Source organism: Paenibacillus sp. FSL R10-2734 (assembly GCF_037963865.1).
Taxonomy (GTDB): Bacteria; Bacillota; Bacilli; order Paenibacillales; family Paenibacillaceae; genus Paenibacillus_AQ.
Genome location: NZ_CP150170.1, coordinates 6,787,416 through 6,807,506 on the forward strand (window position 1 = coordinate 6,787,416; position 20,091 = coordinate 6,807,506).

Sequence of the window (20,091 nt, forward strand, 5' to 3'; positions counted from 1 at the left end):
AGGTTAAAATTTTAATAATTATTCAAAGCCAGATTAGTGCTATTATTTTATCACCGAGGTGAACACAGCGCAATTTAAACTTTTTTATGATGCTGATTAACAATTGTTTTTGCGACACAGCTTTAGTGGGCAAAAGTTTAAAAAAACTACTCATTGCATAATTATGCATAAATAACGCATAAGATCTTATGCGTTGAAAGCGTTTCAAGATTTTTCATCCCCCATGAATGTTTGCAAGAAAAAGGCTTTTAATAATTTGAACTCAAAAAAAGCGTCTCCCGGAGGAGACGCTTTTTATACTTTTTTTTCAAATTATACAGTCATTGCTTGTTCACTTTTCATTCCAGCTTCATTGTCCCGACTGCGGGTCATGAAGTAAACGAATGTAAGAGCAAGGAATCCAAGTCCAAAGATTGCTAGCACACCTACGTCACTCCACATTGCACTGAAGTCCCCTGTAGAAATTACTGCTTTAAGACCGCTAACTGTATAAGTCATTGGAAGCAGTGGGTTAAAGAATTTCATCCAGTTCGGGATCAATTCAAGTGGGAAAGTTCCTGCACTAGTTGTTAATTGGAAAATAAGAATAACGATAACAACGAAACGTCCCGGTTGATCTAACCAAGTTACAATGGATTGTACTACCCATGTGTAAACTAGACTAGTCAAGAATGTAAATAGGAAGAACAGCGGTACACTTTGTACTTCTAGTCCAAGTCCGTACAATACAACCAAAGCAGCCAGCATAGACTGGATAAAGCTCATGATTGAGAAAGTAAGTGTACGGCTGATAAAACGATTCAGACGACTAGCGCCAATTACAGCTGATTCACGCATTGGAATAACAATCGTAGAAATAAGAGCACCTACGAATAATCCAAGGGATAAGAAGTAAGGAGCAAACCCTGTGCCATAGTTCGGTACATGATTAACAACTTTATCCTCAACCACAACCGGCTGTGCGAACATTTCCATCATTTTATCTGACTTGTTCACACTGCCTGTTTGTTCAGCAGCTTCACCAAGCTTAGTTGCGAGTTCTGTTGATCCAGACTTCAGATCACCCATCCCATTCTTCAACTCACCTGCACCATCAGCCAATTGTTTAGAACCGTCAGCTACAGCACCAATACCGCTACCTAGTTCACCAACACCACTGAGTAACTTAGATGTACCATTTCCGAGTGCTTTACCACCCTCAGCCAGCTTGTTGCCTCCAGTTGCTGCTTCATTAAGCTTTGCACCGAACTGTTTCATACCTGCTTGTAGCTTATCGCCACCAGCTACAAGTGCTGACGCACCTTGTGCTAATTTTTGTTGTCCTGCCAAGAGCTGAGTACTACCAGCATTTAACTGCTGTGCTCCCTCATGTAATTGAGTTACACCTGCATCCACCTGCTGCGAACCAGTATGCAATTGAGTAGCACCCTGTGCCAATTGCTCCTGCCCACTGTGAAGTGCGCTTGCTCCTTGTGCTAACTGCTGCTGGCTTTGTTGTAGCTGTTCGCTACCTTGTGCAACAGCTGCACTAGCTGCTAGGAGCTTCTGTACGGCTGGATTTTGTGCCAGCTCAGGACTAGCCTGCGCCAATTGCTGCAAACCTTGAGCTACCGCTTTAGCACCCTCATTAACCTTAGTGCTACCTTCTGCGGAAGCCTGCAAGCCTGCTTCTAGCTTCGCGCTACCTTCAACGGAAGAGGTTAACCCTGCTTCCAGCTTCGCACTGCCGTCAACTAAAGATTGTGTTCCTGCTTGTAGTTTAGTAGTACCATCCACAGCAGACTTTGTTCCTGCTTGAAGCTGTGTAGCACCTGTTACAGCTTGCTGCAAACCAGCACTAAGCTGTTTACTGCCGGCAGCACTTTGTGCAACGCCATCTTGAAGCTGTGTATGAGCGGCCGACAATTGCTGCAAACCGCCTGCCAAAGTACTAGTACCAGATTCCAATGCCGTAGCACCTGCATTCAAATCAGTTACACCTTTGGTAAGTGGTTCTAAACCATTTTGAAGCTTGCCCGTACCTTCAGTCAGTACTAGAAGATTCTCTTTCAGTTTCAGAGCGCCTTCATCCAGCTTTCCTGCACCATCAGCGATTTTGTTAGCTCCATCTCCCGCTTCACCGAGTCCATCAGATACTTCAGTAATTTGATTGAATACAGAATCTACATAAGCCTCTGTTACCTTAGCAGATATTTTTGATTTAATCTCTGCTACAGCCGTTCCACCGATTTGACCGGCCAGGAAGTTGTAGCCTTCATTTGGCTCATAAATAATTTTTGCCGGTTGTGGTTCATCATCCAGAAGCGTTGTAGCTTTAGCAGAGAAGTCTTCTGGAACAATAATCGACATATAGTAAGTATTGTCCTTCATTCCTGCTTCCGCTTCTTCTAGTGAAACAAAGTTCCATTGAAAGCCGTCGGTTTTCTTAAGCTCTTCAACCATATCATCGCCAACCTGAAGTTGTTTTCCTTCATAATTAGCACCGACGTCTTGGTTGACTACAGCAACCGGTAATTCATTCATCTTGCCATACGGATCCCAGAATGCCTTCAGGAAGAATCCGCTATACATCACCGGAATAAATAAGATGGCAATCATCGGAATCAGCACTTTTGGATTTTTCAGGGCTGCGCCAAGATCCTTGGTAAATACGGATAATGATTTCATTCTGGTTCTCTCCTTATGAGCGTATGCTCTCTTTAAAATGCCTTGTTTGCGAAATATTACGTAACACTAGGTGACCATTTTCCCCATTCGGTCAATTTAGGGGATAAAAAAACGCCTTACGGCTCTTCTTCAATACTTAAAACAGTTTGAAATTTGTTAAGGGAAAGCGAATCTGATAACGCCATCCCTATCCTGAATCAACGCTTACTGTGCCAATCCTTCGGCGAGAAACAAATGAAAATACATCTTGATCTGTTCCTTGTCCAAGGGAGTATGTGTTTTATTCAGTTCAGCAGTCAATACAATATATAACCTGAACATGACTACGGATACGATTTTGGGATCGCAAGGTTTGATTTCTCCCTTTTGGAGCGCGTGTTGCACCTCCCGTTCTAAATATTCTAAAACTAAGTTCTCAATCTTCTCGAGCCCTTCTCCTGCCTGCGGCGTTCCGAATTCGCGACTTTCCTGGGAAAGCTTGATGAATAGCTCCTGCTCACTTCGAAATTCTAGCAGCGCATCCAGCACACGATGCAGGTTATCAAAGAACGGTCTGTCTCGCCTGATCTCGCGCTCAGCAATCATCTTCATTTCTACCATCATATCGCGCAGGATCTCATCAAACAATTGTTCCTTGTTTGTAAAAAAGGTGTAAATGGTTCCTTTACCCACATTTGCAATCTTAGCAACCTGATCCATTGTAGTCGCCTTATAGCCGAATAATGAAAAAGATTTTGCTGCGGCTTGAAGCACCTGCTGTCTTCGATCCACCACTGCCACCTGTGCCCACTTCCTTTCTCCAGAAAATATCGTTACCGCCGACTTCTGACCACTTTACTAATCCGGTCAATTGGTCATTTATTACTTTAACATGTAGCTTTGCAGTTTGCAATACTTTTGAAAATCTTTTATTTTTTAATTTATTGCAGGGTTTTAACTTTCTATTTACGTCTTATTTGTATAATGTGAGTAGAGAACAAATTTCCCTAATCTATTTTAAAAGAAATTCCGCATTTCTATTGAAAAGGAAAGTAGCAGGTGAACTTATGCGAAAGAAAAGAGTACTGCTGTTTTCGGAAGGCTTCGGTACGGGCCACACAGGAGCAGCCTATGCTCTAGCCGAAGGAATAAAGCTGCTGAATCCGGATGTCCAGTGCCGAGTCATCGAGCTAGGTAAATTTCTTAACCCGATGGTCGCCCCATGGATTCTTTCCGCTTACCGAAAAACAGTTAGCAGCCAGCCTAAGCTGGTCGGCATGATGTATAAGACACAATATCATAAATCATTGAACCCGTTGACTAAGATGGCACTTCATCGGATTTTTTATACACATGCCTCACAAGTAATTGAGCAGCTAAAGCCTGATTTGATTATTTGCACGCACCCTATTCCTGCCGCTGTCATTTCCAGACTAAAGCGACGTGGATTGGAGGTCCCGCTGTATACGTTAATTACAGATTATGATGCACATGGTAGCTGGGTAAATTCCGAGGTCAACCGATATCTCGTATCTACCCCACGCGTCAAATCTATTTTAACAGGCCGTGGGATTGCTCCTGAGCTCGTAACGGTCACCGGCATCCCTGTGCATCCAAAGTTCTGGGAACGATCCAATAAGACGCTGCTCCGTAAGGAACTAGGTCTAGCCGATATCCCTACAGTACTTATAATGGGTGGAGGCTGGGGGCTGATGTTCGGAAAAGAGATCATGAATTCACTCACAGCCAGAATGGATAACATTCAGCTCATCTTCTGTATGGGCAGCAACGAGAAGCTGATAGCCAAAATGAAGTCCAATCCAAGACTCAATCATCCTAACGTTAGGATTCTTGGATACACCAGTGAAATCAATAAATTGATGGATGCTTCCGACCTTTTAATCACAAAGCCTGGTGGTATGACCTGTACAGAAGGTCAGGCTAAGGGAATTCCGATGCTCTTCTATAAAGCTATTCCAGGTCAGGAAGAGAAAAACTGTCAATATTTCGTAGAGCTAGGATTGGCAGAGGTACTCAACTGTGAAGTAGTGAACAAATGGTTCTCTATGATGCTCCATGATTATTCTGTTCTCGAAGAGCAGCGTAAACGCCGTCTTGCTCCAGATAAGCATCAACCGCAAAGCTGCGCGACTACCGTTCTGCAGATGTTAGGCAATCCCGCAGACAAAGCAGCTGATATCAGAGGAGCACGACCTCAAGCCCGAAGTGAAGAAGCTGTGTGCATTACACCTTAATGATAAAGAAAAGCAGGTAGCGGGGAATTCCCAGTTACCTGCTTTTTTTGTGTGTAACATGCGATTATGATTAATTTATACTTCTATACTTTCGCCAGCTTTAAGCGGAAATCCCTCTATCCCCTCTTGTCGCAGACGATTACAGAATTCCACAGCATCCTGAGCAATATCCGGAAATGTATTGTAATGAAGGGGGATGACCTTATCCGCCCGCAGCCAGCGTGCAGCAAGAAGCGCATCATCCGGCCCCATGGTCAGCATATCGCCTATAGGCAGGGCCGCCAAGTCAATCACAGTCCTCTCACCAATCAGACGCATATCACCGAATAGTGCGGTGTCCCCAGCATGGAATAACGTCTTCCCCTCTATCGTCAATAAAATCCCAGCGGGCTGCCCAGCATAAATCCAATCGTCGCCTTCCTGAATCGATGAGGAATGAAACGCCTGAGTATATTTAACGGTAATGGCATCATAAATATGACTACCACCTATATTCATATGTTTAACCTTGGCACCCTTTATTCGGCAGTATTCTGCAAGCTCAAAAACAGCAAAGATCGGACAATCATTCTGTTTGGCAATTTGCACAGCATCACCAAAATGATCGGAGTGACCGTGAGTTAGCAGTACAGCATCTACAGTAATATCATCAGGTGAAATACCGGAGTTCGGATTCCCTGACAAAAAAGGGTCAATAATAACTTTCGCTTGCTCTGTCTCTACCAGCAGTGCTGAGTGTCCGTAATAAGTGATCTTCATGACGATTGTTCCACCTCCAGGGTTATATAGTTTAGTTTACCCTATATATAGCTGAGGTTCACAGATTCGGCTAATTATTTATAGAAAGTATGATTTCCGATGGTCTTAACATACTCCTGAGAATGATGTACGGTAAGATCCTGCGCAAGCTTAAGCGATAGGAAAAAATAAGTATCATCTGGAACTTCCTTCACGCCAGAGAGCGCAGCATTCACAGCTTTAATACTATCATCACTAGGCTTCACACGTTTAAGACGCCCGTTAGCTACTGGGCTGAACTGGTGCTTTTGATGAATGACCTTATATATCGTGTCGGGGAAATTGGCTGACCGTAGCCTATTCAGAACAACGTTGGCAACTGCCACCTTGCCCTGGTACGGTTCACCTTCCGCCTCTGCCATTACAATTTTTTGTAGCAGAAGCAGTTCTTCTTCGGATACTGCGTAGCGCCGGGTTGCTTTACTTTGCTGCTCCTGGCTTAATAGCTCGGTCCGAGAGAAGTACAATGTTGTGAGGGGGTTTTTCTGAGATGCTGAGACTGATTTCACTACAGTCTGAGCGCTCTTTTTTGCTGTCGCTTTCTGCGCAGCTGGATTAGATTGTGCTACATCAGCCTTTACCCGAACTATCGAAGCTTGTGATGTATTTTGCGGCTTTATTTTATTCTTACTAAGCCATTCTACATTCTGCTCTGATTTCCAAGCGGAACTGAACAGGTTAACTGTATTATAAAGCTTATTCGTTTGTGAAACTTTATTAGTGCCCCTCGTCTTACTAGATATTGATTCGTCTTGCAAATAACTAATTACCGATGCTCGGCTGGTGGATTGCAGCTTATTCATCTGCACACTATCTATTTTCCCCTCGGCAACCTGGTTAGGTTGCATTAAGCTTATGGCAGAGAAACACACTAGTATAACGCCAACGAGCAACGCGATATAGCGGTTTTGTTTAAAAATTAACATGATATTCCTCCTATTTCACGGCACATTCCTATTGTATGTAACCGAAAACGGAAGCTTTGAAAACTTAATTATCGATTTTAAAATGTAATATTTTCAATCATTTCATACATAGGAATGGCATACATTCTGGTAGCATACAACACAAAACTATCAATCGTCCAGTCTCTATGAAAGATTTTTGATCTTTTTTCATCATCCAATTTCAGTAAGTTTTCCAGCAATTTATCATCAAATGAAATTTTTCCCCGGTACTTTCGAGCCACTGTGAGATGTGGTTTATACTCCCTAGATTCGGCTGAAAAACCTAAAGGATGCGTCGCAGAATGTACTCTCGCAGCTAATAAATTCAGCTCTTCTAATTCGCCAGAAACCCCTACCCATAGCACTCTTGGAGCCGCCCTTAGACCAAATGTATTCCATTTGTCCAAGGATAGTTTAAAGGGACGGCATTGCCCTGACATTTCCTTCAACCCCATGATTAAATCCGGAATCTTCGCCTTTGGGGTGTCTCCCAAAAATTGCAGGGTAATATGATAATCTTCTGGATGAGTCCATTTAGCGAAATGAAGCTTCTGAGATAGATTGGAGCATTCCTGAGCCACAGCTTGTCGAAGTTCCGAAGGTAATTTCAAAGCAATAAACAGTCGTTCTGAATCTTTATCTGACGCGATAGCATCCATATCAATTTCACCTTCTCCTATAGATTTGGTATCCTTATCCTATAACATTATCCATTTTCATCAAACCGTAGAGCAGGAGGAATACATCATGACTAAGTCCATAGTATGTTTACAGCCACTTACAGCCCAGCAACAGGAAAGGATCAGAGCGGCAGCCCCCGGTTATACATTCACACAAGGGGATGGTAAAAATCCGGATTTACAACTGCTAGCTGATGCTGAAATCGTAATCGGCTGGGCCAAAGGCATCGCCGATACGCTTCTTCGTCCGGATTCACCCCTTCGCTGGGTACAATCCTGGTCTGCAGGAATTGAGAAGCTTCCGCTTGAGCGTTTTAAGGAGCGTGGAATCCTGTTAACCAGCGGGAGCGGAGTGCACGCCGAGCCTATTTCTGCGGTAATCTTCGGCTTCATGCTTCTCTTCACCCGTAATTTGCATACCGCAGTTCGTAATCAGATGAACCGCCGCTGGAATTCTGATGGGAGTGAAAGTGAGTTATTTGGCAAAACAGCCGTTATTGTCGGAACTGGGGCCATCGGCAGCGAAGCAGCCAGAATTGCAAAAGCCTTCCGGATGAAGACCATTGGCGTGAGTCGCTCAGGCAAGCCGCTCGCTGATTTTGATCAGGTATATACCACCGACCATTTGCCAGAAGCTGTGAGCCAAGGCGACTTCATCATCAATATACTCCCTATCACCGATGAAACTGAGCATTTATTTAATACTGCAATCTTCTCCGCCTTTAAACAAGGCTCCTATTACATTAACGTTGGACGTGGAGCGACCACCGATACCGAGGCTCTAATTGATGCACTAAACCGTGGGCAGCTTCGCGGTGCCGGATTGGATGTATTCGAGAAGGAACCCCTTCCACAAGATCATCCACTTTGGAATATGGAGCAGGTAGTCATCACCCCACATTCCGCTGGCATAACCGATCAATACGCGAATCGGATCGTAAATATTTTTGCCGAGAATATGAATTCCTATTTATCATCTGGCACTCCATCCCTAAATCTCATTGATTATGCCCGCCAATATTAAAAATTAGGATTTGATTATTAAGAACACTTGTTCTATAATAAGGAAATCCAGGAATCAAACAAAAAGAGAGGTTAGTTAAATGGATGTTACTGTCACGGAATACAACGAGAAATGGAATCCAATATTCCTTGAAGAGTCTCATAAGATTAAAGAGATCTTCGCTGACGCTCTTATTAATATTCATCATATTGGCAGCACTTCTGTTCCTGGGCTAAAAGCTAAACCGATTATTGATATAATGCCTGTTGTACGAAATATCGAAGTCATAGATGACTTCAACGCGTAAATGACAGAACTCGGTTACGAATGTATGGGTGAGTTCGGTATCAGCGGCAGAAGATATTTCAGAAAGGGCGGTACGAATAGAACCCATCACATTCATGTCTTTCAAATCGATAACAAGAAAGATATTGATCGTCATTTAGCAGTAAGAGACTACCTTCGTTCACATCCAGAGGCGGCAGAACAATACGGTAATCTAAAAGAGGATCTTGCGAATCAATTCCCGAAGGACATTGAAGCTTATATGGATGGGAAAGAAGCATTTGTCACCGAGCTTGAAAGAACAGCACTTGAATGGTATTCAAATCATTAACTATAAACTAATCATACAAAATAGTCCCTGCTACTCATTTGGACAATCCTAATGAGTAGCAGGGACCTCTTATAAACTGGTTGTTCTTTTATCTATTTAATCCAAATCATAAATCGAACCGACTTTCAATCCGTATAGCTCATTGTATATTTTCTCAGCAAAAGCATCCGTCATCCCTGCGATATAATCAATCACCATATGTTCCCAGGTCCAGATCGGATTTGCTTGTTTCTGATCTTTCTCAAAGCGTTGTAGCCAATCCGATGGAATAATGGCTTTGGACGTCTGCGGGTCAAGAAAAGCCCCCCATAGTCGACGCAAAATCCACTCACTACGTTTCTGAAGCCGCTGCACGCGTAGATCACGGATCATTGTAACCCAAGCGAAGCTTTTCAGCACACTTACGGTCCGCAGCATATCCTCATCTTCTTTTCCTTCCTTTATAAAAGTGACTTTCTTCCAGTCTCCATCAGGAATCACGCCTAGACTTGCAACAAAGGTACTGACCCAATACGCCTTAACTTCACGCCGAGTTCTGGAATAGTCGTTCTCGCAGGTTGGCATCTTTTCCATCCATACGCGAAGAAATGAACTAAGCACCTCTTCGACTTTAGTACGAATGCTCTCCTCCTCCCAACCCTTCCAGAAGAAATCCTCTAGCGTTGTGATTTTCTCTACGATCAGCCGCTGAATATAGGAATCATGCATAAAGTGTTCATGCACTTCAATTTTTCCAGCTTTAATTCCATCCTCCAAATCATGTGCAGAATATGCGATATCGTCGCAAAGGTCCATTAGCTGAGCCTCCAACGTTTTCTTACCTGCTGGTATTCCCCATTCTTGGCGGATCTCCGAAATATATGCCCATTCGTGAAGGTACATCCCCTTCTTCAGCGAGGTGCCGGGAAACGGATATTTATTAATTCCGAGGAGCACTGCATCAGACAGGTTTAGTCCATCAATGTTCTCACGCTTCTCCAGAAACATAATGAGCCGGTAATTATGAGCATTGCCTTCAAAATGCTCATAACGCTGCTTCATCTGCTCATGAATTAGCAGCTTATCTGCACCCGTTGCTCCAGATTGCAGGGCAGCCTCATTAGTTTTCTTTTCAATAAGCTGCTCCAAAATGTTATCGAGCACCTCTTCCCCTTTATGTCCGAAGGGAGGGTGACCGAAATCATGAGCAATGGCCGCACATTCCACGACCTCTGGATCTATAACAAGTCCTGGATTCTCCGCTTTACTTGTCTCCACCTCTGGGTAAGATCTAAGCAGACTTTTCGCTGCTTCACGAGCAATCTGTGCGACTTCAAGTGAATGAGTCAGACGCGTCCGGTAATAATCACCCGTGCCAGCCCCGAACACTTGGGATTTGCCTTGCAGCCTACGAAAAGTAGGCGAATGAATCAGGCGTGAATAATCACGCTCATAAGCAGCTCTCGACGTTTCTAGGCGGGTAATTTCCGGATACTGCCGGTGTTCTCTTTTCTCAATAAGTGTCATACTCCCACCCCTAACCAAATGTCTATTTATTGAACTTCATTATAAGGCATTTTCATAACTATTTTCACATCAAAATACAAATGCTGTTCGAATCCCAAACTGCGATGGAAGCAATCCACCAATCTAAAACCAAGTGAAATGGAGATATTAATCTTCGTAGGGAAAAAACATCTAGGAGGAATCCACTAAATGATTATGAAGAAATTGTCCGTAGCTCTTTTATCGACTTGCTTAATGCTATCTGTTGCTTCAGCGGCTTCCGCTTCTGCTGCACCAACCGAAACGAAGCATGAGAAAAAAATGCATGCTGAAAAAATGAAAAAAGAAAAAGAACATAAAATGCATGAAAAGAAAATGCATATGAAGAGCCACTCCACTAAAGGAATTCATGCAAAGAGCATGAAGGCAAAAAGCATTAACACTAAGAGCATTCATATGAAAGCAACCAAAATGCCAAAAACAGGTCATGGCGGTGCTAGCGAACAAACTGAATAGGGAGGATGAAAGAGGGGGAATCCCCTCTTTCTTTTCTTAAACATGAAAAAATGGATGTATTTATTAATCTTTACCGTAATCACTATAACCACTGCCAGTTGTGCTGACTCACACCCGCAGGAAAGCAGTACAGAAACAAGTTCACTACAAACACAGCAGCAACAAACGATAACACCTACTAAAGCTATTCAAAAGAACGATATTAAACCATCATTACCCAAACCTATCATGCCTACTCAGCTTAGTATTCCAGCTATTAAAGTAAACGCCAAAATAGAGCAAGTTACGTTGCTTTCAAATGGACAAATGGACGTCCCCAAAGACACTAACATTGCAGGGATTCTTTATCCAGGAATATTGCCGGGTGCAAAGGGAAACGTAATTATAGACGGGCATGTGGATAGTTATATAGGTCCAGCTATTTTCTTTAAACTCAAAAAGCTTAAGCAAGGTGATGAAATTATCGTTTCTAATTCGGACGGGCGAAAACTAACTTATATTGTAGAGACTGTAGAAAGCTTCACCACCGCTGAAGCACCCTTGGAACGAATCTTCGGAAAATCTACTGAAGCCAGAATGAATCTTATTACCTGTACAGGGAGATATAGCAGAAAGAAGCAAGAACATGAAAAAAGACTGGTTGTCTTCACAAAATTAAAACTATGAATAGTTTAACCATCTAAAGGAGCATTCTAAAATAAAAAAAACAGGTGAATACATGAAAACTAGCAGCAAAGTTATGATAACTACCCTTACACTCTTGTTATGCTTCACGAACTCCGCCCTAGGTAGCCCGAATAAAAACCGCGACTACTACGAAAAGAGAGGAGACATGATTTGGGAAGTACATACTAACCAAAAAGTGATTGCATTGACGTTTGACGACGGCCCTGACCCTTCTGAAACCGATCAAATATTAAAGGTATTGAGTCAATATCATGCGAAATGCACCTTCTTTGCTATAGGAAAAAGAATTGCAGCTTATCCAGAAGTGGCAAAACGAGTCATTTCCGAAGGGCATGAATTAGCAAACCATACCTACAATCACGTTTATTTTAGAAAACCTATTAACAAAGCTCAGTTTGAGCGGGAGCTGAATTTAACCGAAGAAGAGATTGTAAAGGTCTCTGGAAAGCATAGCGCATTGTTCAGACCTCCAGGTGGAATGTATGACGAGACGCTAGTAGATATTTCTAACAATATGGGCTTAAAGCCTATTTTATGGTCCTGGCATCAGGATACACGCGATTGGAATCGCCCTGGAGTGCAAAGTATTGCGAACAAGGTGATTCGAAATGCACATAATGGCGACATCGTTCTGTTTCATGATCATGTGCATGGACAATCCCAAACCAGAGAAGCGCTCAAAATTATTTTGCCGGAATTAGAAAAGAAAGGATTTCGATTTGTCACCGTTTCAGAATTGATCAAGTTATCCAATACACAGCAGGCAGGTAAACCACAATAGCCTAATTGCACAGGACTTCAAAATAGGGTAGTCTTGTCCTAATATGAAGTTCTGGAGGCTTTTATCATGCCTGATAATACATCCTATACGACTGAGGAAATTGCCCGTTTACTGAAGATATCGAAGTTAAAAGTATATGACCTAATAAAAAAAGGGGAGCTCCCCTCCTACCGTGTAGGAAAACAGATGCGTGTGGATCAATCGGATTTGGAAGTTTACAAACAGAATACTCGGAGTGGTATGACACGCTCGACATTGCCGCTGACTTTTGCTGGAGCGAATCTAACTCAAGCTGGAGCCCATACTAGCCATGTTAACAATAAAGTTGCTGGACACAGCCTAGTTATTACGGGTCAGGATATGTCACTGGATATTCTAGCTACCTATATAGAGCGTTGCCTGCCTACTGAGCGCCCACTTCGTTCTTACGCCGGCAGTCTAGACAGTCTAATTGCTATGTATCAGGGCGAATCGGACATCGTCAGTACTCATCTGCTCGACGGGGATACTGGAGAATATAACCTTCCTTATATCCGTAAAATACTTGTGGGCTTCTCTTATGTTGTAGTCCGTCTGTTGACCCGAAGTGCAGGATTGTATGTACAAAAGGGAAACCCCAGAGGTCTTCATGAATGGTCTCATCTACAACAGGATGGGCTCACACTGATCAATAGAGAACGGGGCTCTGGCGCACGTGTGTTATTGGATGAACAGCTCCGATTGCATGGCATTCCTGCCGCCAGACTATCTGGATATGAACATGAGGAGAACAGCCACTTGGCGGTTGCCGGTAAAGTCGCACGAGGCGAAGCGGATGTGGCCATCGGCACCGAGAAAGCTGCCCAGATTGTCGACGGTATTGATTTCATCCCCTTGATTCAGGAGTGTTACGATCTGGTGATGATTAAGAAACCGGAGAATGAGCATTGGATTGCCACTGTAATTGATATTTTACGTTCACCAGCTTTTCAGAGTGAGCTTGGGTCCATTCACGGATACGATCTCACGGAAACAGGGACGGTTATTTACGAGACCTGAGGGAGCACAACACAGGCTTGCGTAACTGTATAGAATGCAGTTAACTCACAGATTCCATCAATATCCCATACTAAAAGCGAACCTCGAAGTCGGTCGGCTTTCACTTGCCCATCAACTGCTCATGCAAGCCGCCGAAAACCCAAAAGACCAGGCAGCAATACTCCATTAATCGGAGAATCGCTGCCTGGTCTTTTTTAAATACGCCGGTTCACAAACATCAACATCACAGCAGACATAACAATGATGGAACATACCCACATCCAAGCAAGTGTCATGTTGCCGCCATCCACCGCGACATAGATCGCTGTAGGCACAGTCTGCGTACGGCCAGGAATATTTCCGGCTACCATAATCGTAGCACCGAACTCTCCTAAACCACGGGCAAAACCCAGAACATACCCAGCAGCTAAAGAGCGGCCTGCAAGGGGCAATGTGACATATCGCAGTACCTGCAGCTCACTCGCTCCCTGTGCACGTGCTGCATCTTCTAGATCCGGCTCCACCCCTTCAAAGCCTGCCTTCACCGTACGATAGACGAGTGGGAAAGCTACGACAACCGCAGCGATAACGGCAGCCCCCCATGTGAACAGGATCGTTTGCTCCGTCATCTGTTCATACCATCTGCCAATCCAGCTTCGTCTACCTAAGATGACCAACAGGACAAATCCAACTACTGTCGGCGGCAATACGAGAGGCAGTAGCATTACGGTCTCGACCAAACTATGACCAGGGAACTTCCGACCTGCCATAGCCTTGCCCGCAGCCGTTGCCAGAATGAATACAATGATGCTGGTAATGACTGAAACTTTAACGGAAAGCCATACCGGGGCGAAGAAATCTGTCCAGTTTATTTCCATCCGTATTCTCCCCGCTTCTACTCATGATTTCTTATTTAAGGAAGCAAGAAGCCATAGCTTGCAAAAATATCACTTGCTTCCTTGCTCTGAAGATAACTGTATAGCTCCTTGACTTCCTTTTGATTCTTCGAATTCTTCACGATACCCGCTGGATAATTAATCGCTTTGTGAACATGTGGACCCACAGTAAGGGCGATCTTCGTCTTTTTTGAAGTCAATGCGTCTGTCTTATAGACAAAGCCAGCATCGACATTCCCCGTTTCGACGTAAGACAGAACCTGACGGACATCCTTCGCAAAGACAAGTTTGTTTTGCAGCTTATCCCATACCTTCTTAGCTGTTAACGATTGCTGAGCATATTGGCCTGCGGGAACGGATTCAGGCTGTCCCACCGCCACCTTCTTAAAGGCTTTATCCGTAAGTTGAGTGATCGTAGTTAATGAAGCATTTGAATTCGACGGTACGACAAGAACCAACTGATTCTTAAGCAGAACCTTATGGTCGGCAATCAGTCCACCATCCACTAACGCTTTCATTTGTTTATCTCCTGCAGAGAAGAATAGATCAGCTGGAGCACCTTGCTCAATCTGCTTCTGCAGTGTGCCTGATGCAGCATAGTTAAAGACCAAATCAATCTCCGGATGTTTCTTTTCATAGAGAAGTGCCATTTTATCTAGACTATCTTGCAAGCTGGCTGCAGCGGATACAATAATCTCTGTCTTCTTTTTGGTGGCCGCCTCCACCTCCACTACGGAATCCACAGATACATTCACAACCATAAAGATTGCCAATACACCAAGGAGTCTGATTGTCCATTTCTTAAACATTTCCATTCCTCCCATTTTCATATGTATATATTTAGATGCTATTCTAGCATACCGTTTTTCGATTTTCTACAGATTGAGTTATGTTTGTATATGTTTAGTTATATATTGTTATAATTAGATTGATGGAAACGATAATTTATTCGTCTTACTCGTAAAAAAAGGATGCCTCCGGCAACCATAAAATGGTTGCTCAAGCACCCCATCTTTCAAATTGAACGAAGGTCAAATGAGAACATCACTATTTATAGTGTGAACTCCATTTTTCCAACTGCTGCCTGATTACTTCTCGATAATGGTACGGTTCTAAGATTTCCGCTTCCTCTTCAAATCTCTTAATCCAGCGGACAAATCCGATATCTTGCTCTACTGCAACTTTAAAATGAAAACATCTGGTTTGACGATCCACTTTGTTTGGCTTAAAAGGCAATTCGTCTTTCTTAATCCCTTCCATTATCCGTTCAGAGAATTTCACTTTGAACTCTACCTGTAAGCTATCCCGATCAAGTGACCACTTCTGCTTCATAAAGGCTTGTATATCAAACGCTTCCTTCGAAAAGAAACGATTTAGTGGCTTCACATTTGAAAAATCGTTGATATGATATGTACGAAAAACACCCTGTCGATGACAAAATCCAATGAGATGAAAACGACTTTCCAGCGGGACAAGACAATAAGGATCAATGGTAATCCCTTTCTCTTCTAAAGCATTTTCACTATAATTCGCTTGAATGCTCTTTTGCTTTAATAAAGCCTCCAGGATCAGAGTAAGAAAAGAGTGTTGCTCTATTTGCAAACTGCTCCTTTCCGCCCAACCCACCCCTACTTCTCTTCTTGCACGTTCTATCGTTTCTTCTCTCTCCACCTTTCGTTTATATTCAGCTGCGACGATTTTTTCATATGCGCTTTCAAAATCTATGGGCAGAACGGGTTTTATGTCTTCCATAATATATCGTAATTGTGAAAATGCGGTAGCCTCTTCTTCCGACCAATCCAAGGGATAGAGTGCAAAATTCCCAATAAAAGCATACCCTTTTCCATGCCCAAGGTGGGTAATAGGAATATGCATGGCGCTAAGCGCGTCCATATCCCGGTATATCGTTCTCTCGCTGTTGCCGCAGCGTTCCGCCAATTCACGGGCTAATATCCCCGGCTTGGCTTGAACAAGTGTAATAATGCGCATCAGTCGGATCAATCGGTCTGTCATATTCAGTTCCCCTTGATTTATGGTTAAATAGACCCATTATTTTATGAAAAAAAGTAAATTTGTGATAGAACTTTTTTACTATGTTACCACATTTTATATTACAATTCTTCTGAATATTTTCCGCAGGATCCGCTAAAAATCAAATTTATGTATAGGTCTTTTTTCGTGTATGTGCATCCTCATCCAGTCTGTCCTATATTAAATCCCACCAATGGCTTTACTGCGTTGCTGATGCTCAAACCCGATCTGTTTATACAACATTTCAGCCTCTTTAAGCAGTAAAGGATCTCCAGAGCGGACCGCGAGCAGCAGCAGCTTATCCGCATGACGATTAAGCATCTCGCGAGCTTCACTATTCTGTCCTTTATTTCGTAACGTCGCTGCCTTCTCGATCTTTTCAGCCGTCTTCAACAATTCCAAATGCTTCTCAACATAAAAGCAGCAAGTATCACTTAGAATGCGGGTATGATGGGCGTATTCTAGTTCAAGCACCTTCACGGGGAGCTCACGAATACGCTCTACGGTTGGCTTTTTATACTTCCACTGTAGGGATAACGCTTCATATTTACCTGCTACTGAACTAGTAGTAATGAATTCCAATCCTATGAATTTGCGCTGTCCTGTTTTTATTTTGCCAAGCTTAAGCAAGAGTGAATTGCCTTCTCCCGTTTCCATCTCACATCCATAACAACGCTTAAAGGTTACATGCGGCTCAAGCCAAACTCGTAGTTCAATATCACGTGCAACCACTTTCTGGCTACTGGGTCGGCTATGTTCTGAAGGCATATTCCCTTTCCATTCGACAAGCAAAACAACATCGCGGGTACCACCTGCAAAAATACGATCTTGACCCCACGTAAATGTAGGATGAATACTTTCTATCATATTTTCCACCTCTTTCTTATTATGGGTCTTCTATTAATGTACCAATAATGGCGGACAACTCCATGTCATGGAATGTATGTTCGGTTCTATATTATCGACAAAAAAAGAGCCATTCTACATACTTAGTAGACTGACTCTCGCAAAAACAATCCCTTTTGTCTGTTTATGACGAAAATTTTATGCTTTTGATCTTTAGCGGCTATGAAGTTTAGTCTGCACTCGTTCCCGCTTAAAAAATAGTCCCAGCGCCCATTTGGCACAAAGCAGAGAAAACATAAAAAACAGGATTGCCCAAAATATGGCCGGCACCGATGTCATCCTTGCCAGGTTACTGGCATCACCCGCACGAGATGGGGATACAGCGGCCGCATATACCAGAAATAAACTCCCCATTACAGACTCTTCTAAGGTCAGAAAAGCGAGTAACAAATAATAATATTTACTGGCCTTTTTCCACACCACCAGCATCAGAACATTCAGCGCAATAAACCCACTTAACCACATCATTCCAAAGCTTCCCCGCACGTACAGTACTAGCATAATCAGCGCTACTGTAGTAGCTAAGATAAGGCCCCAATCATGCCGCCCTTTACTGTAGAGATAGAAGAGCAGCAATGCGAACAAGGAGGCCAGCAAATAACCAGATAGCGATACCAGTATCGCTCTGCCTCCATCTTGAATGGCTGAATAGGTGACACCACTATGATTCGCATATAGTTCAATCCGCAGCACACTGCCTGACAGCAGTAAGGTCACCAGCGCATGACCAAATTCATGAATCATTGTGTCCAAATTCCGAAACAAAGATGAGAATGGAATCAACCTCGTCAAAAAAGCAGATCCGACCAAAAATAACACTGTCTTAAGCCATTTATTCATTCCGCAGCAGCCCCTTCCCGTCCAAAGTATACGATAAATAATCCCGCTTCTCAATCCTGAAGACCACAGCCTGATCGTACTTTGCAAGGAAGTGTAATCTCACTTCAAACAAGCAAATATTACTGACACATGAAGCATCCTTAACGCTTAGCGTACGCTGTCAGAAGCTGTCTAGCTGTGTTAAAATAAAAGAAATACAAGCCTAAATTGGGTGGTGATTATATAGATGAAACAACATAAATACCGTAAACATCTACAGCTGTTATGTTCGCTCCTGCTTCTGCTGACCCTTTCCATCTCTCTTCCGGCCCCAGTAGCAAAAGCCAATATATTCAGTGATATCTATAATGGATTCAAAAGTTTCTCTGAGCTTCCGAACGAAGTGAATGAATTGAAAGAGGGATTTCAGCAGACAGCGGAAGAGCTACAACAGGCTAAAGAAAAGCTTGCGAATAGCATGCAGGAAATGGAGGCCTACCGAGCTCAGAACGAAGCCCTGCAGGAGCAAAATCGCCAACTGACGCAGATGGTTGATGAATTACAAAATGACCGTTCGGCACGCGAAGAATATTATCATAAAATCAAAGTGACTATTTTTACAGGGATTGGTCTAATTCTAGGTTATTTTATACTGATCCGTTTCATTCGTTTCAGCATGCTATACCGTTCTAGAAAAGGAGATCGTCTACGCTAATCATAACAGTTAGTAACGACCACACCTACAAAATGAGGGAGATGAACAATGAACATCGATGTCCAAGATGAAAGCGACAGCGGAAGCGGACAAGCCGTAACCTTCTCCCTTACGGAGAAGGAAGAGATTCATGTACTGCATCCACAGCAAATCATCGCTTATCAGGGCCCTGCCACTGGACGAGCAGACCGATTTATGGATGTGAAAGGCATTTATCGCAAACGAAAATTGATTCGTTCAGATATGTCTGGACCCTGCCATTTTGTCGCTGCCCTTCCACCAGGTTATCGGGTAAAGCTTCTGCAGCTCGATAGTAAAAGCGATTTGCTATACGACTTCAAACATCTCTTCTTCTACAGCAACGGAGTTTCGATGGATACACGGGTGCTGAGTATGAAGAATGTGCTCGTAACACGAGATATTGTGAAGGTGAAATTTACGGGGAATGGCATCATTGGCATACTGACCGAGGGTACAGTCTGTGAAGCTGAGCTTCATCCATACAATCCACTCTATGTTGATGCAGGCAGCATTATTGCCTATCCTGAGAATGCGAAGCTGGAGCTTACCGTTTACGGCAACCATTTGGCTAGCCAGCATATGAGTTATCACTGGAAGATGACGGGACACGGCCCTGTATTGTTTCAGGCAGGACGTCAGAATCGCCGATTCGAAAGAGATAATAACGATGATGGAATTATTAAACGATTTCTGCGCGAAGCCGTGCCATTTGGTGGAGTATTTATTAAATAGATATGTTCAAAAGAAAGAGCGCCATGCGTAACCAAACGCAGGCGCTCTTTGTGTATTCTATCCCTTATAAGGACATTGTCTTAGCCGATAAAGGCATTCAACATCCAAGTGTGTTTCTCAATGCTGCTTCTGATGCCGATCAGCAGATCCGCAGTCGGTTGATCACTCAGTTCTTCTGCAGCAGCAATTGCAGATTGCAGTTCTTTAGCAACAGTCTTAAAGTCTCTAACCAACTCCAATACCATACCCTTAGCATCTTCGCCACCGCGTGCTTCTTGTAAGTCAGAAAGCTCAAGATATTGCTTCATAGTGGAGGCTGGTTGTCCACCAATAGTAAGCAAACGCTCAGCCAAATCATCTGCATAACCCGCAGCTTCATTGTATAGCTCTTCAAACTTCTCATGTAGTGTGAAGAATTGGGATCCGCTAACATACCAGTGATAATGATGAAGCTTTACCCCGAGCAGGAACCAGTTCGCAGTTTGGCGGTTCAATGCAGCTTGCAGTTCAGTATGGCTCTTTAATTGTGTTGTCATTAAT

Annotated in this window: 21 protein-coding genes and 1 pseudogene; 9 read left to right on the plus strand and 13 right to left on the minus strand. The window is 43.3% G+C overall.

Features of this window, described 5'->3' with window-relative positions:
- Window positions 1-312 precede the first annotated feature (312 nt).
- The 3 genes from NSS67_RS29490 to NSS67_RS29500 all read right to left on the minus strand — a co-directional run bounded on the left by NSS67_RS29490 (window position 313) and on the right by NSS67_RS29500 (window position 3,559).
- Window positions 313-2,667 carry a YhgE/Pip domain-containing protein gene (locus tag NSS67_RS29490; protein ID WP_339317324.1) on the minus strand — a complete coding sequence of 785 codons (2,355 nt, stop codon included), beginning with the start codon at window positions 2,665-2,667 and terminating at the stop codon, window positions 313-315.
- A gap of 204 nt (window positions 2,668-2,871) precedes the next feature.
- On the minus strand, window positions 2,872-3,447 hold the full coding sequence (locus NSS67_RS29495; RefSeq protein ID WP_339317325.1) for a TetR/AcrR family transcriptional regulator: 576 nt from the start codon (window positions 3,445-3,447) through the stop codon (window positions 2,872-2,874).
- Window positions 3,377-3,559, minus strand: coding sequence for a hypothetical protein (locus NSS67_RS29500; protein WP_339317326.1), 183 nt, complete (start codon window positions 3,557-3,559; stop codon window positions 3,377-3,379). The genes NSS67_RS29495 and NSS67_RS29500 overlap by 71 nt, the downstream gene beginning before the upstream one ends.
- 154 nt (window positions 3,560-3,713) lie before the next feature.
- Here NSS67_RS29500 and NSS67_RS29505 point away from each other — a divergent pair, with 154 nt between their 5' ends.
- Window positions 3,714-4,901 carry a glycosyltransferase gene (locus tag NSS67_RS29505; protein ID WP_339317328.1) on the plus strand — a complete coding sequence of 396 codons (1,188 nt, stop codon included), beginning with the start codon at window positions 3,714-3,716 and terminating at the stop codon, window positions 4,899-4,901.
- A 75-nt stretch (window positions 4,902-4,976) separates the two neighbouring features.
- Here NSS67_RS29505 and NSS67_RS29510 read toward each other — a convergent pair whose 3' ends face one another.
- The 3 genes from NSS67_RS29510 to thpR form a co-directional block, all read right to left on the minus strand.
- Complete coding sequence (locus tag NSS67_RS29510) at window positions 4,977-5,660, minus strand: metal-dependent hydrolase (RefSeq protein ID WP_339317329.1); 684 nt, start codon at window positions 5,658-5,660, stop codon at window positions 4,977-4,979.
- Window positions 5,661-5,734: 74 nt separating this feature from the next.
- Window positions 5,735-6,625 carry a cell wall hydrolase gene (locus NSS67_RS29515; RefSeq protein ID WP_339317331.1) on the minus strand — a complete coding sequence of 297 codons (891 nt, stop codon included), beginning with the start codon at window positions 6,623-6,625 and terminating at the stop codon, window positions 5,735-5,737.
- Window positions 6,626-6,702: 77 nt separating this feature from the next.
- A complete protein-coding gene (thpR, locus tag NSS67_RS29520) occupies window positions 6,703-7,305 on the minus strand; it encodes an RNA 2',3'-cyclic phosphodiesterase (RefSeq protein ID WP_339317332.1) in 603 nt (200 codons plus the stop codon).
- Window positions 7,306-7,393: 88 nt separating this feature from the next.
- On the opposite strand from thpR, the gene NSS67_RS29525 reads away from it, so the two are divergent.
- Complete coding sequence (locus tag NSS67_RS29525) at window positions 7,394-8,350, plus strand: D-2-hydroxyacid dehydrogenase (RefSeq protein WP_339317333.1); 957 nt, start codon at window positions 7,394-7,396, stop codon at window positions 8,348-8,350.
- Between the two features lie 79 nt (window positions 8,351-8,429).
- Window positions 8,430-8,945: pseudogene (locus tag NSS67_RS29530) on the plus strand (GrpB family protein).
- A 96-nt stretch (window positions 8,946-9,041) separates the two neighbouring features.
- Here the strand turns inward: NSS67_RS29530 and dgt are convergent.
- On the minus strand, window positions 9,042-10,451 hold the full coding sequence (dgt, locus tag NSS67_RS29535) for a dGTP triphosphohydrolase (protein WP_339317334.1): 1,410 nt from the start codon (window positions 10,449-10,451) through the stop codon (window positions 9,042-9,044).
- Between the two features lie 189 nt (window positions 10,452-10,640).
- On the opposite strand from dgt, the gene NSS67_RS29540 reads away from it, so the two are divergent.
- The 4 genes from NSS67_RS29540 (at window position 10,641) to NSS67_RS29555 (ending at window position 13,452) form a co-directional block, all read left to right on the plus strand.
- On the plus strand, window positions 10,641-10,946 hold the full coding sequence (locus NSS67_RS29540) for a hypothetical protein (protein ID WP_283910407.1): 306 nt from the start codon (window positions 10,641-10,643) through the stop codon (window positions 10,944-10,946).
- A 42-nt stretch (window positions 10,947-10,988) separates the two neighbouring features.
- Entirely contained in the window at window positions 10,989-11,612 is a 624-nt protein-coding gene (locus NSS67_RS29545; RefSeq protein WP_339317335.1) for a class F sortase, read from the plus strand.
- 166 nt (window positions 11,613-11,778) lie between these two features.
- Window positions 11,779-12,414 carry a polysaccharide deacetylase family protein gene (locus NSS67_RS29550; RefSeq protein ID WP_339317337.1) on the plus strand — a complete coding sequence of 212 codons (636 nt, stop codon included), beginning with the start codon at window positions 11,779-11,781 and terminating at the stop codon, window positions 12,412-12,414.
- Between the two features lie 66 nt (window positions 12,415-12,480).
- Window positions 12,481-13,452, plus strand: coding sequence for a helix-turn-helix transcriptional regulator (locus NSS67_RS29555; RefSeq protein ID WP_339317338.1), 972 nt, complete (start codon window positions 12,481-12,483; stop codon window positions 13,450-13,452).
- A 194-nt stretch (window positions 13,453-13,646) separates the two neighbouring features.
- Here the strand turns inward: NSS67_RS29555 and modB are convergent, their stop codons facing one another.
- From modB to NSS67_RS29580, 5 genes are all read right to left on the minus strand, one after another.
- Entirely contained in the window at window positions 13,647-14,309 is a 663-nt protein-coding gene (gene modB / locus NSS67_RS29560; RefSeq protein ID WP_339317340.1) for a molybdate ABC transporter permease subunit, read from the minus strand.
- Window positions 14,310-14,344: 35 nt separating this feature from the next.
- The gene (gene modA / locus NSS67_RS29565; protein ID WP_339317341.1) at window positions 14,345-15,136 is read right to left on the minus strand and encodes a molybdate ABC transporter substrate-binding protein; all 792 of its coding nucleotides are present in this window, start codon (window positions 15,134-15,136) and stop codon (window positions 14,345-14,347) included.
- 238 nt (window positions 15,137-15,374) lie between these two features.
- Window positions 15,375-16,340 (minus strand): WYL domain-containing protein, encoded by a 966-nt coding sequence (locus NSS67_RS29570; protein WP_339317343.1) that lies wholly within the window; start codon window positions 16,338-16,340, stop codon window positions 15,375-15,377.
- Between the two features lie 198 nt (window positions 16,341-16,538).
- Window positions 16,539-17,225 carry a hypothetical protein gene (locus NSS67_RS29575; RefSeq protein ID WP_339317345.1) on the minus strand — a complete coding sequence of 229 codons (687 nt, stop codon included), beginning with the start codon at window positions 17,223-17,225 and terminating at the stop codon, window positions 16,539-16,541.
- 192 nt (window positions 17,226-17,417) lie between these two features.
- The gene (locus NSS67_RS29580; protein WP_339317346.1) at window positions 17,418-18,104 is read right to left on the minus strand and encodes a M50 family metallopeptidase; all 687 of its coding nucleotides are present in this window, start codon (window positions 18,102-18,104) and stop codon (window positions 17,418-17,420) included.
- A 226-nt stretch (window positions 18,105-18,330) separates the two neighbouring features.
- Between NSS67_RS29580 and NSS67_RS29585 the strand changes: the two genes are divergently transcribed.
- Both NSS67_RS29585 and NSS67_RS29590 read left to right on the plus strand, forming a co-directional pair.
- A complete protein-coding gene (locus NSS67_RS29585; protein ID WP_339317348.1) occupies window positions 18,331-18,798 on the plus strand; it encodes a hypothetical protein in 468 nt (155 codons plus the stop codon).
- 48 nt (window positions 18,799-18,846) lie between these two features.
- Window positions 18,847-19,551 (plus strand): AIM24 family protein, encoded by a 705-nt coding sequence (locus tag NSS67_RS29590; protein ID WP_339317349.1) that lies wholly within the window; start codon window positions 18,847-18,849, stop codon window positions 19,549-19,551.
- A gap of 80 nt (window positions 19,552-19,631) precedes the next feature.
- Here NSS67_RS29590 and NSS67_RS29595 read toward each other — a convergent pair whose 3' ends face one another.
- Window positions 19,632-20,087, minus strand: coding sequence for a Dps family protein (locus NSS67_RS29595; RefSeq protein WP_339317350.1), 456 nt, complete (start codon window positions 20,085-20,087; stop codon window positions 19,632-19,634).
- Window positions 20,088-20,091: the final 4 nt, after the last annotated feature.